Genomic DNA, 15,833 nt, shown 5'->3' on the forward strand with positions numbered 1-15,833 from the left:
GAGTACCTTTTGACGATGAGGTGAAACTGTAGATGCTTGTTGAATTTAACCAAAATTTTACATCTTCGAGGTTGTAACAGTTTATTGCTTTTTTGCAACGTTAGAATAAGTACTTTAAATGGTCACTCAATCAAAATTTCAGTTAGTTAAAGTTGCAAAAAAATATTAAGTAGGAAAAAAATTTATGAAATTTCCAAATGGGCCGCAAACTCCAGCAGTTTTACAGATGCTGCGCTGGATTGTTAATCCGATGTCTTTTATGGAGGCTTGTACCAAAAGCTATGGCGAGATTTTTACTCTCAGATTAGACAAAAATCTTCCTCCTTTGGTGATTGTCAGCAACCCCCAAGCGCAACAACAAATTTTGACAACTGATACCAAGGAATTAGAAGCCCCTGGCGATCTGAATAAGGTATTTGAACCTTTGCTGGGCAAGCATTCTGTCATTAGCATTAGCGGCGCAGACCACCAACGTCAACGCCAGTTGTTAATGCCTCCCTTTCACGGCGAAAGAATGCGGAATTATAGTCAGGTAATTACCGATGTCACCAAGCAAGTCATTAGCCAATACCAGATAGGCAAACCCTTTAATATTCGGTCTGCTACCCAAGCCATTACCATGCGGGTGATTATGCAAGCTGTGTTTGGGCTACATGAAGGGCCTCGCGCTGAAAAACTACAGCAATTTTTGAGCGATCTTTTAGAGAAAGCCAGTTCTCGGTTAAGTGTAGCTTTGCTTTATTTTCCAGCTTTGCAAAGAGATTTTGGCCCGATTAACTTCTGGGGAAAACAAATGCGCGTTCAGCAAGAAGCTGACAAACTCATCTATGAGGAAATTCGAGAACGTCGAGAACAGCCAGATTCATCACGCACGGATATTCTCAGCTTACTCATGGCTGCTAGGGATGAAGCCGGTCAACCCATGACTGATGAAGAGTTGCGCGATGAATTGATGACTCTGTTAGTAGCCGGTCACGAAACCACAGCAACAGCCTTAGCATGGGCATTCTACTGGATTCATAAAATACCATCAGTGCGCCAAAAGCTACTGCAAGAATTAGATAGCTTGGGCGATAACCCAGATCCCGGCACCGTTTTCAAATTACCCTATCTCAACGCTGTTTGTTCCGAGACATTGCGGATTTACCCAGTAGGTATGCTAACTTTTCCTAGAAAAGTAAGAACACCGATATCGCTGGGTGGTTATGAATTAGAACCGGGTACAGTCCTACTTGGTTCTATTTATCTGACCCACCAACGAGAAGATATTTATCCAGAACCTAAGCAGTTTAAGCCAGAACGCTTTTTAGAACGGCAATTTTCTGCCTATGAATATTTGCCCTTTGGGGGTGGTGCTAGGCGCTGTATTGGTCTAGCATTTGCCCAGTTGGAAATGAAGTTAGCACTTGCCAAAATCCTTTCCAGCTTGGAATTAGAATTAGTTGACAATGGTGAAATTCGACCTAAACGCCGTGGTTTGGTGACAGGGCCAGATCGTCCCATCCAGATGATTATCAAAAGTCAACGTCAGGTTAAGTCGCCCATTCTCCAGACAACCACTGTTTGATGCTGCGGAGGTTGATTGAGGCAAAGGGATGTAAATTAGAGTGCGATCGCAAAATTATTGCATAACAGGTCGATGCAATGCATTGGCATAACAAGTCAATGCATTGGCATAAGGGACTTCCAACAAATAAATTACCCAATTTTGTGGGGTGGGCATCTGTCCGCTCATATATAAAGGCGCTCATGTTGCCCACCCCACAGGAAGTAGTTGAGTATTTTTTTATTTGGAAGTCCCTTAAGGCTAAAACTCTTTGTTAAGCTCCTAGTTCTCTAAGCTAAACGCGCTATATCTAAAATGTTTGAGCATGAATTTTGATTCAGCCGATGCCATAACAATATCAACTGCTGTACGCCAAGGTAAAACTAGCGCTGTGGAAGTTACTAAAACTGCGTTAGCACGAATAGCAGCACGGGATTATCAACTCAACTGTTTTACGGCTGTGACTGCTGAGGCGGCTTTAGCAGATGCAGCACGCATCGACGAGAAAATTGCCGAAGGTAATAATCCAGGAACGCTTGCGGGTGTTCCTTTTGCGGTGAAAAATCTTTTTGATATCGCTGGTTTAACAACTCTGGCGGGATCGAAAATCAATGCAGAAAAACCACCAGCTACCCAAGATGCAACCGCAGTAGCCAAGCTGAAACAAGCTGGTGCAGTATTGGTTGGTGCTTTGAATATGGATGAGTATGCTTATGGATTCGTGACGGAAAATTTCCATTCCGGTGCTACTCACAACCCCCATGATTTACAGCGAGTTGCTGGTGGTTCATCAGGTGGTTCGGCGGCGGCTGTTGCTGCTGGGTTAGTACCTCTGACGCTGGGTTCTGATACTAATGGTTCAATTCGAGTTCCGGCGGCGTTGTGTGGCGTTTTTGGTTTGAAGCCAACTTATGGAAGGTTATCTAGGGCTGGGGTAGCTTTATTTTCTAGTAGTTTTGACCATATTGGCCCTTTTGCGCGATCGGTGCAGGATATTGCGACAGTGTTTGATGTGCTTCAGGGAAAAGACGATCGCGATCCAATTTGTACAAAACGTCCGCCTGAATTGGTTTTACCACAACTTAAGCAAGATATTTCTGATATTAGAATTGCTATTGCCAGCGATTATTTTACCCAAGGTGCAGAACTAGAAGCTTTAGCAGCATTGCAAAAAGTCGCTGATGCTCTAAATGTCAGTGAATATGTGACAATCCCAGAAGCACACCGCGCCCGTGCAGCAGCCTTTGTGATTACAGCCAGCGAAGGCGCAAATCTACATTTAGAAAATTTGCGATGTCATCCCCAAGATTTTGATCCAGCAACACGCGATCGCTTTTTGGCTGGGGCGTTAATTCCTAGTAGCTGGTATCTTCAAGCACAAAGGTTTAGAAGATGGTATCGCGATCGCATTCGAGAAGTATTTCAAAATGTGGATGTGATTCTTGCCCCAACGACACCAATTTCTGCACCGCTAATCGGCCAACAAACAATGATTTTGGATGGTGAAGAAATTCTTGTCCGTCCTCATTTAGGGTTATTTACTCAACCATTATCTTTTATTGGTTTACCCGTTTTATCAATACCAATTCAGCGTCAAAATGATTTACCATTGGGCGTGCAATTAATCGCAGCACCATATAATGAAGCGTTGATTTTACGGGTTGCGGCTGCGTTAGAAATAAAGGGTGTAATTTCAGCAGCAGTAGTGTAGTTATAGTATGCAGAAATACTGATTGTAGAGACGGCGATTCATCGCGTCTGATTATCGTAGCGATTCATCGCATCTCTTGCCTTAATCTTCTAAAATCTGGATTTCATCAAGTTGATTAATTACCACATCCGCCCCCCGGACATTATCTGACTTACCCACCCAAGTGATACCAATACAACCTGCGGCTTTAGCATTACGCGCCATTTGTATATCACCAACTGCATCACCCACCATCAAAGTAGTGCCCGGTTCGACTCCTAAAGCTTGGCAAGCTTGCAAAAATAATACTGGATCTGGTTTACTCGGCCCCTCATCTACTCCCATTTCCAACTGGATATAATCACTTAATTGGTGATACGCTACAAACTTATTTACTTCATCGGTTGTTGCGGCTGAGAGAATACCGAGTTTCAAGCCTGCTTTCCGTAAATATTTCAACAATTCTAAGCTACCTACAAATAGCGGTGAAGGAGTTTGTTCGATATATTTCTCCGCCTCATCCAAAGCTTGACGGGCAATTCTTAAGCATTCAAACCATCCTTTTCCCGTCTCGGCAATATATGCAGCAGCCGCAACTTCTGTTTCGCGGCGACTCGCTACCGATATCAAACCCGCCGGATCTAGAAGATTGCCATTGATGCCAAATGCCATTAACAGAGGTTCCCCAGTTCCAGGTATTTGGGCATCTATTAATCTTGTTGCCTTTTGTGCTAGCGATCGCAAATAAGTTTCAGAATCTTCTAAAGTACCGTTTTTGTCAAACAAAATTGCCTGGATATTATCAAAAGTGATATTTCTACATTTAATAGTCGCCACAATAATTTCACCCCATTTATTTAATTAATATTCCTAACTCCTTGTAGAGACGCGATGAATCGCGTCTCTTCCCAATTCTCCACATAAAAAAAGAGGGGAAAACCCTCTTTATATAATTATTTAATACTCTTACTTAAAAACAAGTAAAACTATAAAATCTATTATTCTTCAATAGCTGCTGGAATTTGTTCTTCAGTTTCCGTTGCTGCTGGAATCTCTTTTTCAATTTCTGCAACTACTGGAGTTACTTCCTCAATTTCTGCTGCTGGTGGAATCTCTTCTTCAATTTCCGCAACTACTGGAGTTACTTCCTCAATTTCTGCTGCTGCTGGAATCTCTTCTTCAAGTTCTGCTGCTGGTGGAATCTCGTCTTCAAGTTCTGCTGCTGGTGGAATCTCTTCTTCTGCTACAGAATCCGCAGGTGCAGCAGGCGCAGCAGTAGCACCTTGTTGCTTGGCTAGTAGCTGTTCGCGATACTTAGCAGCCATTTCTTCTGCCTTATCGTAAACCAAATCCCGGTTTTTAATCATGTCGCCGGGTTCGGGTTCTAGTTGCTTGGTAGATAGGGAAATCCGACCCCTTTCTGCATCCAAGTCAATGATCATAACTTTCACTTCATCATTGACATTGAACACACTATGAGGTGTATCAATATGTTCGTGGGAAATCTCAGAAATATGTAGTAGACCACTCACGCCGCCGATGTCGATGAAAGCACCGTAGGGCTTGATGCCACGAACAGTACCTATTACTACTTCGCCGACTTCTAGGCGGTTCATCTTCCGCTCAACCAGCGCTCGACGATGAGATAGAACTAAGCGGTTACGTTCTTCATCAACCTCTAAGAATTTCAGTGGTAAATCTTCACCTACCAATTCTTCTTTAGGTTTGCGAGTACTGATGTGAGAACCGGGGATAAAGCCACGTAATCCTTCAATGCGTACCAATGCACCACCGCGATTGGTTGCAAACACGCCAGAACGGACAGTTGCATCTTCTGCTTGTAGCTGTCGCACGCGCTCCCAAGCCCGCATGTATTCAATGCGGCGAATGGAAAGGGTTAATTGCCCATCTTCGTTTTCATCGGTAAGGATGAAAAATTCTCGCGTTTCGTTTGACTGTAAGACTTCTTCCGGGCTATCAACCCGGTTAATAGACATTTCTTGTATAGGTATATATGCTGCTGTTTTAGCACCAATGTCAATCAGAGCGCCGCGCGGCTCTATACTGAAGACGGTTCCTGGTACAACATCACCAGGGCTAAAATGATAATCGTATTTGTCAAGTAGAGCAGCGAAATCTTCGTGAGTGAATCCAATTTCTGTAGCGGTTAAATTCTGATTGACCATGCTTATTTGTTCCTGGTTCTAGTCTCCGTAAAGGTTGTGTGACAGGCGTAATGTACTATGCAAGCAGTTCTATGGCAGCTTACACAAAACATCCTTTTTCATCCTAGCGCAGAAAAGCTAGTATTAACACATATCTACTCCCAAGATTGGAAATTATATCACAATATAAAAATGATTGCTTATTTACTAAGTAGTTAAAACCAACAAAGGACAAAAACAATAATATCCGTTGCCACCACACTTAGCAGCAACGGATACTAACTTCTTTAAATCAAGTTAAAGGTCTGGTAAATAGGATCTACTTATCTTTTGGTTTCTCAAAGCGAGGGGGTTCGCGAAATGCGATCGCAAAAAAGAGAGTACCTATACACAGAGTAAAAATCAAGATGTAAGCAACGCTTTCCATATTATTAGTTCCTGCCTATCCAGCTAGTAATGAGGAATTAGGGATTGGGTACTGGGTATTAGGGATTGGGAAAACTTTTTCCTAGTCCCCCAATCCCCAGTCCCCAGTCTCCAGTCCTTTAAAGGGCTTCTTTCCGGCGGGTTGATTTGTCACCCACTTTCTGGAACAGACCCCACTCAACTTGTTCTTCTAGATCGGCATCAACACCAGCAAATACGTCTCGGTAAATTGTCCGAGAGCCATGCCAGAGATGACCAAAGAAGAACAGCAGAGCAAATACGGCGTGTCCAAAGGTAAACCAACCTCTAGGACTGGTGCGGAATACACCATCAGAGTTCAAGGTTTCGCGGTCAAATTCAAAGATTTCACCACCTTGAGCTTTCCGGGCATACTTCTTCACATCAGCTGGCTCTGTAAAGGTTGTACCATTCAGATTGCCACCATAGAAACTAACGGTGACACCAGATTGCTCGAAGCTATACTTAGATTCTGCCCGACGGAAGGGAATGTCAGCGCGGACAATTCCATCAGCATCAGTCAAAATCACTGGGAAGGTTTCAAAGAAGTTGGGGAGACGACGCACGGTCAATTCCCGTCCTTCAGAATCTTTGAATACGGCGTGACCTTGCCAAGATTGGGCAATACCATCACCCTTCACCATCGGCCCTGTACGGAATAGACCGCCTTTAGCGGGGCTATTACCAACGTAATCATAGAAAGCCAGTTTTTCAGGAATCTGCGACCAAGCTTGGTCAAGGGTTGCACCTTGAGCAACGCTAGTTTGGGCGCGGCGCTGAATTTCTTGACGGAAGTAGTTTTGATCCCATTGATAGCGGGTAGGGCCAAACAATTCGATGGGAGTGGCGGCGTTACCGTACCACATAGTACCTGCAACAACGAAAGCAGCAAAGAAGACTGCTGCGATACTGCTAGAAAGTACTGTTTCAATGTTCCCCATCCGTAGGGCTTTGTAGAGCCGTTCGGGGGGTCTAACTGTGAGGTGGAATAAGCCTGCAATAATACCAACAACACCAGCAGCAATGTGGTGAGCCGCAATGCCACCAGGGTTATATGGGTTAAAACCATCTGGGCCCCATTCTGGTGCTACTCCCTGGGCAGCCCCAGTTATACCATAAGCATCAGAAACCCATATCCCCGGCCCAAATAATCCGGTGACATGAAAAGCACCAAAGCCAAAACAAAGTAAACCAGATAAGAACAGGTGAATGCCAAACATTTTTGGCAAGTCAAGGGCCGGTTCACCAGTGCGGGGATCTCTAAAGAGTTCCAAATCCCAGTAAACCCAGTGCCATACGGCAGCTAGGAATAAAAGACCGGAAAGAACAATGTGAGCCGCAGCAACGCCTTCAAATGACCAGAAGCCAGGATCGCTTGCAGGGCCACCAGTAACGTTCCAACCGCCCCAAGATTGAGTAACGCCCAAACGCGACATGAAGGGGAGAACGAACATCCCTTGTCGCCACATCGGGTTGAGAATTGGATCGCTAGGGTCAAAAACAGCTAGTTCGTAGAGTGCCATCGAACCAGCCCAGCCTGCTACTAAGGCTGTGTGCATTAAGTGTACAGAAATCAGCCGTCCTGGATCATTCAGAACGACTGTATGTACTCGGTACCAGGGTAGTCCCATCGACTACGCTCCTCCTCGATGAGTTAGTTTACAAAGCAATTTTCTTACTGAGATTCTAAGAAACGAAATTCGCCACTCAGAAAACTCTCTCTTGTTTTTTGTTATTGCCAGAGCCAGAGTACTACCACAGTTAGTCTAATAAGTCAGACAGCGTGGGCGCTTTGGCAATGCTTACTCGCTTCGGGAGGTTTACCTTGTAGGGTAGCCACCGCCAAGCAAAAAATGAGAATGTTTTAAAAAGTGTAACTATTGATGGAATTGTTTGCAAGCGTGTAAATTGATGCGATCGCGTAGCATCTCTAAGTTTTTTCGCTACCAAGTCCCTATCAGGGATTAAATTTACTTATCTTTATCAGAGACAAAGAAGAAATAGCAGTTAAGTATTTCCCCTCTGCCCCATATCTATCTTACTGAACCACCAACTGGATATTTTGCAGTTGACACTTTGCCTCAGCTGTGTTTAAACGTTCAATTACTTGTTCGGCACTCATCAGACGTTTGAGTACTACTTGACCTATGGTAGTACTGGCTGTGTCTGGTATTGTAGGTTTCACTTCTACAGTTAAAATGGCTTCTTCAACTCGATAAAGCCATAGCAATTCGTTTTCTTCCACTAAACAAATATTCATTCGCTGAATATCTGGTTGTCGTCGCCATGCAGTTATTTGCCAAAGTCCATCAGATGCCCAGACTCTAGCAACTGTCCATCCCTCAGATAGAAAGAAATACTTCACGCTCTTAGTCTCACTATTAAACTTTCAATCTGCTGTTTACGATATCGTATATTATTTGTTAAATATGTATAACTAATGATAATTTAAATTCAAGCTTATTTAAATTATTGTTACTCAAGTTCTAATAAAATAAATACTTCTTTATTTTCATGTAAATCAGTACAAAAAATCACAAAATCGTATATTTAATTATAAGTCCAATAGTTTTATTCTATTGTCGAGTTTACCAATAAATTTTGTGTGTGCTTTGGTTAGCAAATACCAAACATAATTTTATGAATACATTAGGTAACTATGAACAAGCGTATAAATTCACCATTTAGATATCCTGGCGGCAAATTTTATGCTCGCAATTTGATTCTTAATCATATTCCTTCTCACTTCTATTATGCTGAACCCTTTGCTGGAGGTGGATCTATTTTTTTTGTAAAAGATAAAGTAAATATCAATTGGCTCAATGATATTGATGAATTATTAATAAATACCTTATTAATAATTCGAGATCAACCAGAAGAATTAATAAAATTTTTAGAAGGTGAATCTGCTACGAAAGAAAGACATACATATTACAAGAATGAATTTATCCCAAAAAATAAATTAGAACAAGCTGGTAGATGGTTTTACCTTAATAGAACCTCCTACTCTGGAATTATGAAGCATCGAAACTGTTATTGGGGATATGGTGATAAATACAGTATGCGTCCAGAGAATTGGCCTAGAAATATACGTCGAACTTCTGAGAAACTTCAAAACGTTCAAATTACTAATCTTGACTTTGAAAAAGTGATCGAATCTGTACCCGATGGATCTTTTTTATTTATCGATCCTCCTTATTTCAATGCGGATCAAGATAAATTTTATGCTCATTCATTTTCTAAAGACGATCATTTCAGGCTATGCCAAATATTAAACAGACATAAGGAGAGAATAAAATTTCTTATAACTTACGATAATAGCGACACAATTAGAAACCTATATGAATGGGCATTGGAAATACACGACAAAGAATGGAATTATACAATTAGTAGAACTGACGATCAAAAAAATGGCAAAAGTAAGCAAGATAACTTTAAAGGCGAACGATATAAGGGGAAAGAAATTTTTATATTAAATTACTATTCTATTGACCCTAATTTTCAAACTTATGAACAGTTAATTTCAACACTTTGAATTATTCAATATTTAGAATAATGATATTTTTTCGCGTTTTCTAATTATTTATATATATTTACAAACACCCAGCAGTTAGATCCCCGACTTCTTGAAGAAGTTGGGGATCTTTTTGTTCAGCATCAAAAAATGGGTGAATTAGTAATTAATTGTAAAAATTTCTATAAAACTAGCGAATATATAGTAAGATCACTGACTTCTGATTACATAAAATTTAACTTTATGACCTGGTTTTCCTTGTCCGTGAAACGGTGGGGTCGGATTACACAATTCCTATCTTTGTTCTCTCTATGTTTATTTTTAGTTGTTAGTTGCGCTCCTCGTCCACAATCAACTACGCCACCATCGGGTTCTGTGAATAGCCCTACAGGTGATGGTCGTATTACTATAGGTACAACAGCAAAGCCGAGAACCCTCGATCCGGCTGATGCTTATGAGTTAGCATCGTTGGGCTTGGTGTTTAATATGAGCGATCGCCTTTACACCTACAACCCAGGAAGCACGGAAATTAAGCCACAGCTAGCTACAGCATTACCTAAAGTCAGTCAAGATGCCTTAACTTATACCATCCCCTTACGTCAGGGAGTGGTTTTTCATGATGGAACTCCTTTCAACGCCCAAGCAATGGCGTTCACCATCAACCGCTTTATTCAAAATAAAGGAAAACCTTCATTTTTACTAGGTGATATAGTAGATTCGGTGAAAACTACAAGCGAGTATGAGTTAAGCATTAAGCTGAAAAAACCCTTTGCAGCGTTTCCCTCACTGCTGGCGTTTCCTGGAGTGTGTGCGGTTTCGCCAAAAGCTTACGAACTCGGTGCTGGTAAATTTAAGCCGAATATCTTTGTGGGAACTGGGCCTTACAAGTTAGCGCAGTATGGTACTGATTCAATCAGATTCGATCCATTTGATAAGTATTGGGGAGAAAAACCAGCTAACAAGGGTGTTAACCTCCAAATTCAAACTAGTCCGGTTAATTTGTTTAATGCTTTCCGTACAGGTGCAGTGGATGTGGCTTATCTGTCGCTACAGCCAGATCAAAATCGGAGCTTAGAAGAAGGTGGTAAAAAAGGAGATTGGCAAGCGATCGCAGCTGAAGGTAGTGTAGTAAGCTATCTGGTATTGAACCGAAATCAAAAGCCCTTAGATAAATTAGAGGTTAGACAAGCGATCGCGTCAATCATTGACCGTCCACTTTTAAATGAGCGGGCGTTACTTGGTCAAGCCGATCCTCTGTATAGCATGATTCCTACGACATTGAATGTCTCTGTGCCATTATTCAAAGATGCTTATGGCGATGCTAACTTTGAGCAAGCTAAAAAATTGTTAACTACTGCTGGTTTTTCCAAAGAAAATCCGGCAAAAGTTCAAATTTGGTATCCTTCTAGTTCGCCTACTCGTAGTTTGGCAGCACAGACGCTCAAATCTCTTGTAGATGCCAAAATGGATGGAATACTGCAATTTGAAGTCACCCCCGCCGAAGGGCCAGCCTTTTTTAAAGACATTGCCAAAGGATTATATCCAGGAGCTTTACTTGATTGGTATCCAGATTTTTTAGATCCAGATAATTACGTCCAGCCGTTTTTGTCTTGTAATAAAGGTTCAGTTGCTAAAGGATGCGAAGATGGAGGCAGTCAAAGTCAGGGTTCGTTTTACTATAGCGAAGCGATGAATAAACTGATCGATCAACAACGCAAAGAACTAAATCCTGAAGCGCGTCAGAAAATATTTGCAGAAATTCAAAAGCTAGTAATTGCTGATGTACCTTACGTTCCCTTATGGCAAAGCAAAGACTATGTATTTGCCCAAAAAGGTGTGAACAGCGTACAACTTAACCCGACCCAAATTCTGGTTTACCAAACAATTAAAAAGTAGTTATTGGGCATTGGGCATTGGGCATTGGGCAGAATTTAGAATTAAAACGACCTTTAAGTTTAGCTTTCAGAGTGAAGTACACAACTTCACTAACTTGAAATACGTTGTATTCACAAATGACCAATGACCAGTGACAAAGAACAAATAACTAATAATAAATGACAAATAACTAATATATGTCTCGTTCTAAAGCTTTACAATATTACATAGTTTCTCGGTTGCTTCTTGCGCCACTTCAGTTATTAACAATCATCACTATTGTATTTCTCTTACTAAGAGCAACACCAGGAGATCCCGCAGATGCAATTCTCGGTGGACGTGCGCCAGAAGCTGCTAAAGAAGAATTGCGAAAACAATTAGGTTTAAACTTTCCTCTGTGGCTACAGTACCTGAATTATTTGGGAAGCATACTGCGTTTTGATTTGGGAACATCTTTAATGAGTCGCGGACAGAATGTTTGGGACATCATTGGGCAATACTTCCCCGCAACGGTGGAGTTAGCAGTATGTAGTATGGCGGTTGCACTCATCGTCGGAATTGCCGTTGGAACTCTTTCAGCTTCTCGTCCTGGGACATATTTCGATGTTGGTGGACGCTTGTTTGGGATTATCACCTACGCACTACCTATGTTTTGGGCGGGAATGCTTTTGCAGTTGGTTTTCTCAGTCCAACTAGGTTGGTTTCCCAATTCCAACCGCTTTCCGCCTAATCTTCCGGCTCCCACTACTGTGACTGGATTGTATACAATTGATAGCTTGCTCGGTGGAAATCTCACCCAGTTTTTCACATCTTTGCACCATCTTGCTCTACCGAGTCTCACACTAGGAATTTTGCTGAGTGGGATTTTTGAACGAATTGTGCGAGTGAATTTAAAGCAAACTTTGAAAGCAGATTATGTAGAAGCCGCTAGAGCCAGAGGTATTGGTGAAAATAAGATTTTAGCCTCCCATGCCTTAAAGAATGCTCTAATCCCAGTAATTACAGTATTGGGGTTAACTTTTGCATCTTTGTTAGGTGGGGCGATTTTGACAGAAGTAACATTTTCTTGGCCTGGGTTAGCTAATCGACTGTATCAAGCGATCGCAGATCGCGATTATCCCACAGTCCAGGGAGTGCTAGTCTTTTTTGGTGCGATCGTTGTCAGTGCAAGCATTTTAATTGATATTTTAAATGCTTATGTAGATCCGCGAATTCGATATTAAGTAGAGTATTCTGACTCCTGACTCCTTCTCATATTTTGTTAATTTTCTTGAGAAATACCACTAGCTAAAATCCCAAGAATTTTGTTCACATCTTTGAGATAATATTCGCTTAAATCAATAGTCAATGTTTGTGCTTCTAGTTTGAGGAATTGCCAAATACTGCCAGTTGTGACTGCTCCGTAAATTGTTTTAATCTCACTTGCAGCTTGCTCATTAAACATTTTAGCTGCTACCATTTCGGCTGCACACTGACCCAAACCCGCATTAATATTTTCTTTTTTTGCTTCTACAACTATAATTACTGGTGCTGTCAAAATTAGAATTTCTGGAGATTTAGTAATAATAAAATCGCAAATGCCGTTTAATCCTTTAGTATTATCGACAGTAAAATCTATCCCAGAGAATAAACCAATTTGTTCTCGTAATTGTCGGCGTAAATCAACTAGAATTGGAGCAATAATTAACTCAGAACGCGCTTTTTCACTATTACTAGCTAAAGCTATTTCCAGGTTATAATTGAGTGTTTCTACAAGTAGATTACTCGCTGTTAATTCAGGAAGATCAGCGAAAATATCGCGTTTTTCTAATGTGGTTAAACTAAATTCTTGTTTTGCTTTAGCTAAACTAAACTCGCTGTAAGCCATAGAAATACTACTCCGTTATATCAAGCGATCGCAGATCGCGATTATCCCACAGTCCAGGGAGTGCTAGTCTTTTTTGGTGCGATCGTTGTCAGCGCCAGCATTTTGATTGATATTTTAAATGCTTATGTAGATCCGCGAATTCGATATTAGCAAAAAGTCATTCTTGGTTGATTTCTTGTGGGGTGGGCATCTAGCCCGCCCTTTTTTGTAATTTCCTAACTTAGAAATAAAATGTAGGTTGGGTTAAGCAAAGCGCAACCCAACGCAAAACTATCATTTTATCTGGGAAATATTAGGGATTTGAGTTATATGACCAAGAGATACTTTTACAGCTAAGATTGGTATAGCCGTAGCTGCAATCAGAACAGCAGTAGCCAGGATAATTGCAACTGGTTTACCACCATATTGGACTAAAACCTTAAAAATATTTTCTGCTGTCTGACCTCCAGCTTGAACTAATTCGACTGTATCTGATTTGCTTAAAGCAGCAGTAATATTTTCAGCGATATCGAGAAGTTGTTCTGTATTGTTTGACTGACTGAGAACATCTAGAGATTGAACTATTGGCTGTTGCTGTGTAGCTAAATTTTCATTTCCAGGAGAGTAAGTAGACATCGTTTTGCGCTCCTCTGTTGTTGGCATGTCTCTATACTCGCCTTTAGTTCATAGTTATACGTAGGATGTAGGTAAATGTAGGATTATGTCATAAATACAAAGAATATCTACATAGACGTAGGATTATGTAGGTTTTGCTGTAAGATAATAAACTTATATCCAAGTATTAACTTTACTCTACCAACTCAATCAGGTTAAATGGAAGCTGAAGAAGCATTAGAATCTATTAGACAAATATTTGAGGAGAGGAAAGGAAAAGTAGTATTCCTGGGCAAGTTAGAAGAAAAAGTTTTTCTACTAAGTTGGCAAGGTATGGATTATGGCGATATGACTTATAAAATATATAAACCTACTGGCAAACCATATACAGAACAGTATTTCAGAGAAATTGGTAAAAAATTAATTGATAAGATTAAAAGAGTTTTAAATATCGACGATCTTGAGAAAAGATATTTTAGGCAAGAACTTGAAAATTTTTTCGATAAAAATTATAATTACCCTACTCAAAAACTATCTGATATCACTGCGCCAGAACCAGATTATACTACTTCTCAAGAGTTACCTAATAATACTCCATCTGAGCGAAATCATAATCCCTTCATTCCCTTTAATGGGAGAGTAGAAGAAAAGGATCTATTCTTTGACCGAGAGCGCGAAATCCGGCGAGTATTTGAGGTGTTGAATAGCGGTAGTAGTGTTGTTTTAATTGGGGAAGAGGGAATCGGCAAATCCTCGCTGTTATCGATTATTTGCCAAGAAGCAGAAACTCGTCTAAAGGTTAAACGTCAGCCAGTTTTTTTAGACTTGAATTTACTTCATAATGAAAGTCAATTTTATAGTGATTTGTGCCACGGGATTGGTATACCCGACAGTAAAGACTATCAATTAACCCGCAATTTGCGAAGTTGTAAAATACTACTGGCTATAGACAATGTGGGAAAGCTTACAGGCGAAGGTTTTACTCGCAACATAAGAGATTATTTGCGCGGTTTAGCTGAAGGAAGTAATGCTCCGTTGAAGCTGATTTTAGCTGCCACCGAACCTCTGAACAACCTTTTTAATGATAGTCAGGAGCAAGGTAATACTTCTCCGTTGGCAGGTATTTGCCAAGAGGAACACATTCATCCTTGGAATGAAGCTACTATGCGTACTTTTATTACCAACCGTTTGGCTAGAACTTCAGTTAGTTTTACTGAAGAAGAAATCATCCAACTCATCCAAGAAAGTGGCGGACATCCTCGAAAAGTCATGCAATTGTGTTATCAAACTTATTCGCGGTATGTGGAGAGTTTGCAATGAATGACAGACACCACTTTTAACCCTGCCCTCGGAGAGCTACCGTGTACACACAAGCTTTTTAGAGTTACTGCTTAATGTAGGGTAGGTTAATTTTTGCAGGTCGATGCAACAAAGATGCAAGTCGATACAACAAAAGTACAGGTCGATACAACAAAGATGCAGGTCGATGCAACAAAGATGCAAGTCGATACAACAAAGATGCAAGTCGATACAACAAAGGTGCAGGTCAATGCAACAAAGGTGCAAGTCGATGCAACAAAGGTGCAAGTCAAGATACTTGTATGTACGCCTTAGCCTCGGAGGGGAGGGGAATAAGATTACTCCTACTCTCCCTTCCGTCATAAACAAGGGGGCTGGGGGGTTAGGTTCTTCACGGGTGATGATGGAGGTTGAATAATGACCCCAGTACCCCGCTTAGACTTAGCGCCCAAGTTGAAGCGTCCCCTCTCGCTGTGGAACCCCTTAGATTATCTGCGCCTTTTGTACTGGGTGTTTTTCTTTCCCCAAGCTTTGCGGTGGTATGTGGATACATTCGGGGGTGGGTATATTCCTGAAGGGGAAATGAATTGGCGAAAGGGATGGGAGTTACTCCGTCAAAATGCTATCCAACGTCAGTTACTTTTCCAAGGATTAGTTTTAACAGTAATTACACCTGTAGCTATAGGCTTAATTTTTCAGGCTGTAAATGTTCGCGTTTACTGGTTCGGCGTGGCGGGAGGCGTGGCGGTAGGCGTGGCGGTAGGCGTGGCGTTCGGCGTTTACTGGTTTGGCGTGGCGGGAGGCGTGGCGGTAGGCGTGGCGGTAGGCGTGGCGGGAGG

14 protein-coding genes and 2 pseudogenes are annotated in these 15,833 nt (G+C 41.4%); 9 read left to right on the forward strand and 7 right to left on the reverse strand.

Features of this window, described 5'->3' with window-relative positions; all coding sequences use genetic code 11:
• Positions 1–184: 184 nt before the first annotated feature.
• Together CDG77_RS08395 and CDG77_RS08400 are read left to right on the forward strand one after the other, a co-directional pair.
• Positions 185–1,567, forward strand: coding sequence for a cytochrome P450 (locus tag CDG77_RS08395; protein ID WP_094328941.1), 1,383 nt, complete (start codon positions 185–187; stop codon positions 1,565–1,567).
• Positions 1,568–1,871: 304 nt separating this feature from the next.
• Positions 1,872–3,257, forward strand: a complete 1,386-nt coding sequence (locus CDG77_RS08400) for an AtzE family amidohydrolase (protein ID WP_094328942.1) — start codon at positions 1,872–1,874, stop codon at positions 3,255–3,257.
• An 81-nt stretch (positions 3,258–3,338) separates the two neighbouring features.
• Here CDG77_RS08400 and CDG77_RS08405 read toward each other — a convergent pair whose 3' ends face one another.
• The 5 genes from CDG77_RS08405 to CDG77_RS08425 form a co-directional block, all read right to left on the reverse strand.
• Positions 3,339–4,073, reverse strand: coding sequence for an HAD family hydrolase (locus CDG77_RS08405; RefSeq protein WP_094328943.1), 735 nt, complete (start codon positions 4,071–4,073; stop codon positions 3,339–3,341).
• A gap of 161 nt (positions 4,074–4,234) precedes the next feature.
• Positions 4,235–5,422: a 30S ribosomal protein S1 gene (locus CDG77_RS08410; RefSeq protein ID WP_094328944.1), complete on the reverse strand. Its 1,188-nt coding sequence runs from the start codon at positions 5,420–5,422 to the stop codon at positions 4,235–4,237.
• A gap of 298 nt (positions 5,423–5,720) precedes the next feature.
• Positions 5,721–5,828, reverse strand: coding sequence for a photosystem II reaction center protein T (locus tag CDG77_RS08415; protein WP_084227385.1), 108 nt, complete (start codon positions 5,826–5,828; stop codon positions 5,721–5,723).
• A 118-nt stretch (positions 5,829–5,946) separates the two neighbouring features.
• Positions 5,947–7,476 carry a photosystem II chlorophyll-binding protein CP47 gene (gene psbB, locus CDG77_RS08420; RefSeq protein ID WP_094328945.1) on the reverse strand — a complete coding sequence of 510 codons (1,530 nt, stop codon included), beginning with the start codon at positions 7,474–7,476 and terminating at the stop codon, positions 5,947–5,949.
• Between the two features lie 407 nt (positions 7,477–7,883).
• Positions 7,884–8,210, reverse strand: coding sequence for a hypothetical protein (locus CDG77_RS08425; protein WP_094328946.1), 327 nt, complete (start codon positions 8,208–8,210; stop codon positions 7,884–7,886).
• 294 nt (positions 8,211–8,504) lie between these two features.
• On the opposite strand from CDG77_RS08425, the gene CDG77_RS08430 reads away from it, so the two are divergent.
• The 3 genes from CDG77_RS08430 (at position 8,505) to CDG77_RS08440 (ending at position 12,457) form a co-directional block, all read left to right on the forward strand.
• Positions 8,505–9,380, forward strand: coding sequence for a DNA adenine methylase (locus CDG77_RS08430; protein ID WP_094328947.1), 876 nt, complete (start codon positions 8,505–8,507; stop codon positions 9,378–9,380).
• Between the two features lie 222 nt (positions 9,381–9,602).
• Complete coding sequence (locus tag CDG77_RS08435; RefSeq protein WP_094328956.1) at positions 9,603–11,255, forward strand: ABC transporter substrate-binding protein; 1,653 nt, start codon at positions 9,603–9,605, stop codon at positions 11,253–11,255.
• Between the two features lie 176 nt (positions 11,256–11,431).
• Positions 11,432–12,457, forward strand: a complete 1,026-nt coding sequence (locus tag CDG77_RS08440) for an ABC transporter permease (RefSeq protein WP_094328948.1) — start codon at positions 11,432–11,434, stop codon at positions 12,455–12,457.
• A gap of 38 nt (positions 12,458–12,495) precedes the next feature.
• Here CDG77_RS08440 and CDG77_RS08445 read toward each other — a convergent pair whose 3' ends face one another.
• Positions 12,496–13,101 (reverse strand): hypothetical protein, encoded by a 606-nt coding sequence (locus tag CDG77_RS08445; protein WP_094328949.1) that lies wholly within the window; start codon positions 13,099–13,101, stop codon positions 12,496–12,498.
• A 15-nt stretch (positions 13,102–13,116) separates the two neighbouring features.
• Between CDG77_RS08445 and CDG77_RS08450 the strand changes: the two are divergent.
• A pseudogene (locus tag CDG77_RS08450) lies at positions 13,117–13,251 on the forward strand (ABC transporter permease); the annotation flags it as partial.
• Between the two features lie 123 nt (positions 13,252–13,374).
• Here CDG77_RS08450 and CDG77_RS08455 read toward each other — a convergent pair.
• The gene (locus CDG77_RS08455; RefSeq protein ID WP_223269742.1) at positions 13,375–13,743 is read right to left on the reverse strand and encodes a hypothetical protein; all 369 of its coding nucleotides are present in this window, start codon (positions 13,741–13,743) and stop codon (positions 13,375–13,377) included.
• A 171-nt stretch (positions 13,744–13,914) separates the two neighbouring features.
• Here CDG77_RS08455 and CDG77_RS08460 point away from each other — a divergent pair, with 171 nt between their 5' ends.
• The 3 genes and pseudogenes from CDG77_RS08460 to CDG77_RS36330 all read left to right on the forward strand — a co-directional run.
• Positions 13,915–15,015, forward strand: a complete 1,101-nt coding sequence (locus CDG77_RS08460; RefSeq protein ID WP_094328950.1) for an ATP-binding protein — start codon at positions 13,915–13,917, stop codon at positions 15,013–15,015.
• Positions 15,016–15,108: 93 nt separating this feature from the next.
• Complete coding sequence (locus CDG77_RS08465) at positions 15,109–15,309, forward strand: hypothetical protein (protein ID WP_143856980.1); 201 nt, start codon at positions 15,109–15,111, stop codon at positions 15,307–15,309.
• A gap of 102 nt (positions 15,310–15,411) precedes the next feature.
• Positions 15,412–15,833, forward strand: a pseudogene (locus CDG77_RS36330) (ATP-binding protein); the annotation flags it as partial.

Origin of the sequence: Nostoc sp. 'Peltigera membranacea cyanobiont' 213, from assembly GCF_002245975.1 — a bacterium.
Lineage (GTDB): Bacteria > Cyanobacteriota > Cyanobacteriia > Cyanobacteriales > Nostocaceae > Nostoc.

Coding starts and splice junctions, on each gene's coding strand:
- CDG77_RS08395 (WP_094328941.1), top strand. CDS start 185: ATGAAATTTCCAAATGGGCCGCAAACTCCAGCAGTTTTACAGATGCTG.
- CDG77_RS08400 (WP_094328942.1), top strand. CDS start 1,872: ATGAATTTTGATTCAGCCGATGCCATAACAATATCAACTGCTGTACGC.
- CDG77_RS08410 (WP_094328944.1), bottom strand. CDS start 5,422: ATGGTCAATCAGAATTTAACCGCTACAGAAATTGGATTCACTCACGAA.
- CDG77_RS08415 (WP_084227385.1), bottom strand. CDS start 5,828: ATGGAAAGCGTTGCTTACATCTTGATTTTTACTCTGTGTATAGGTACT.
- psbB (WP_094328945.1), bottom strand. CDS start 7,476: ATGGGACTACCCTGGTACCGAGTACATACAGTCGTTCTGAATGATCCA.
- CDG77_RS08430 (WP_094328947.1), top strand. CDS start 8,505: ATGAACAAGCGTATAAATTCACCATTTAGATATCCTGGCGGCAAATTT.
- CDG77_RS08435 (WP_094328956.1), top strand. CDS start 9,603: ATGACCTGGTTTTCCTTGTCCGTGAAACGGTGGGGTCGGATTACACAA.
- CDG77_RS08440 (WP_094328948.1), top strand. CDS start 11,432: ATGTCTCGTTCTAAAGCTTTACAATATTACATAGTTTCTCGGTTGCTT.
- CDG77_RS08445 (WP_094328949.1), bottom strand. CDS start 13,101: ATGGCTTACAGCGAGTTTAGTTTAGCTAAAGCAAAACAAGAATTTAGT.
- CDG77_RS08455 (WP_223269742.1), bottom strand. CDS start 13,743: ATGCCAACAACAGAGGAGCGCAAAACGATGTCTACTTACTCTCCTGGA.
- CDG77_RS08460 (WP_094328950.1), top strand. CDS start 13,915: ATGGAAGCTGAAGAAGCATTAGAATCTATTAGACAAATATTTGAGGAG.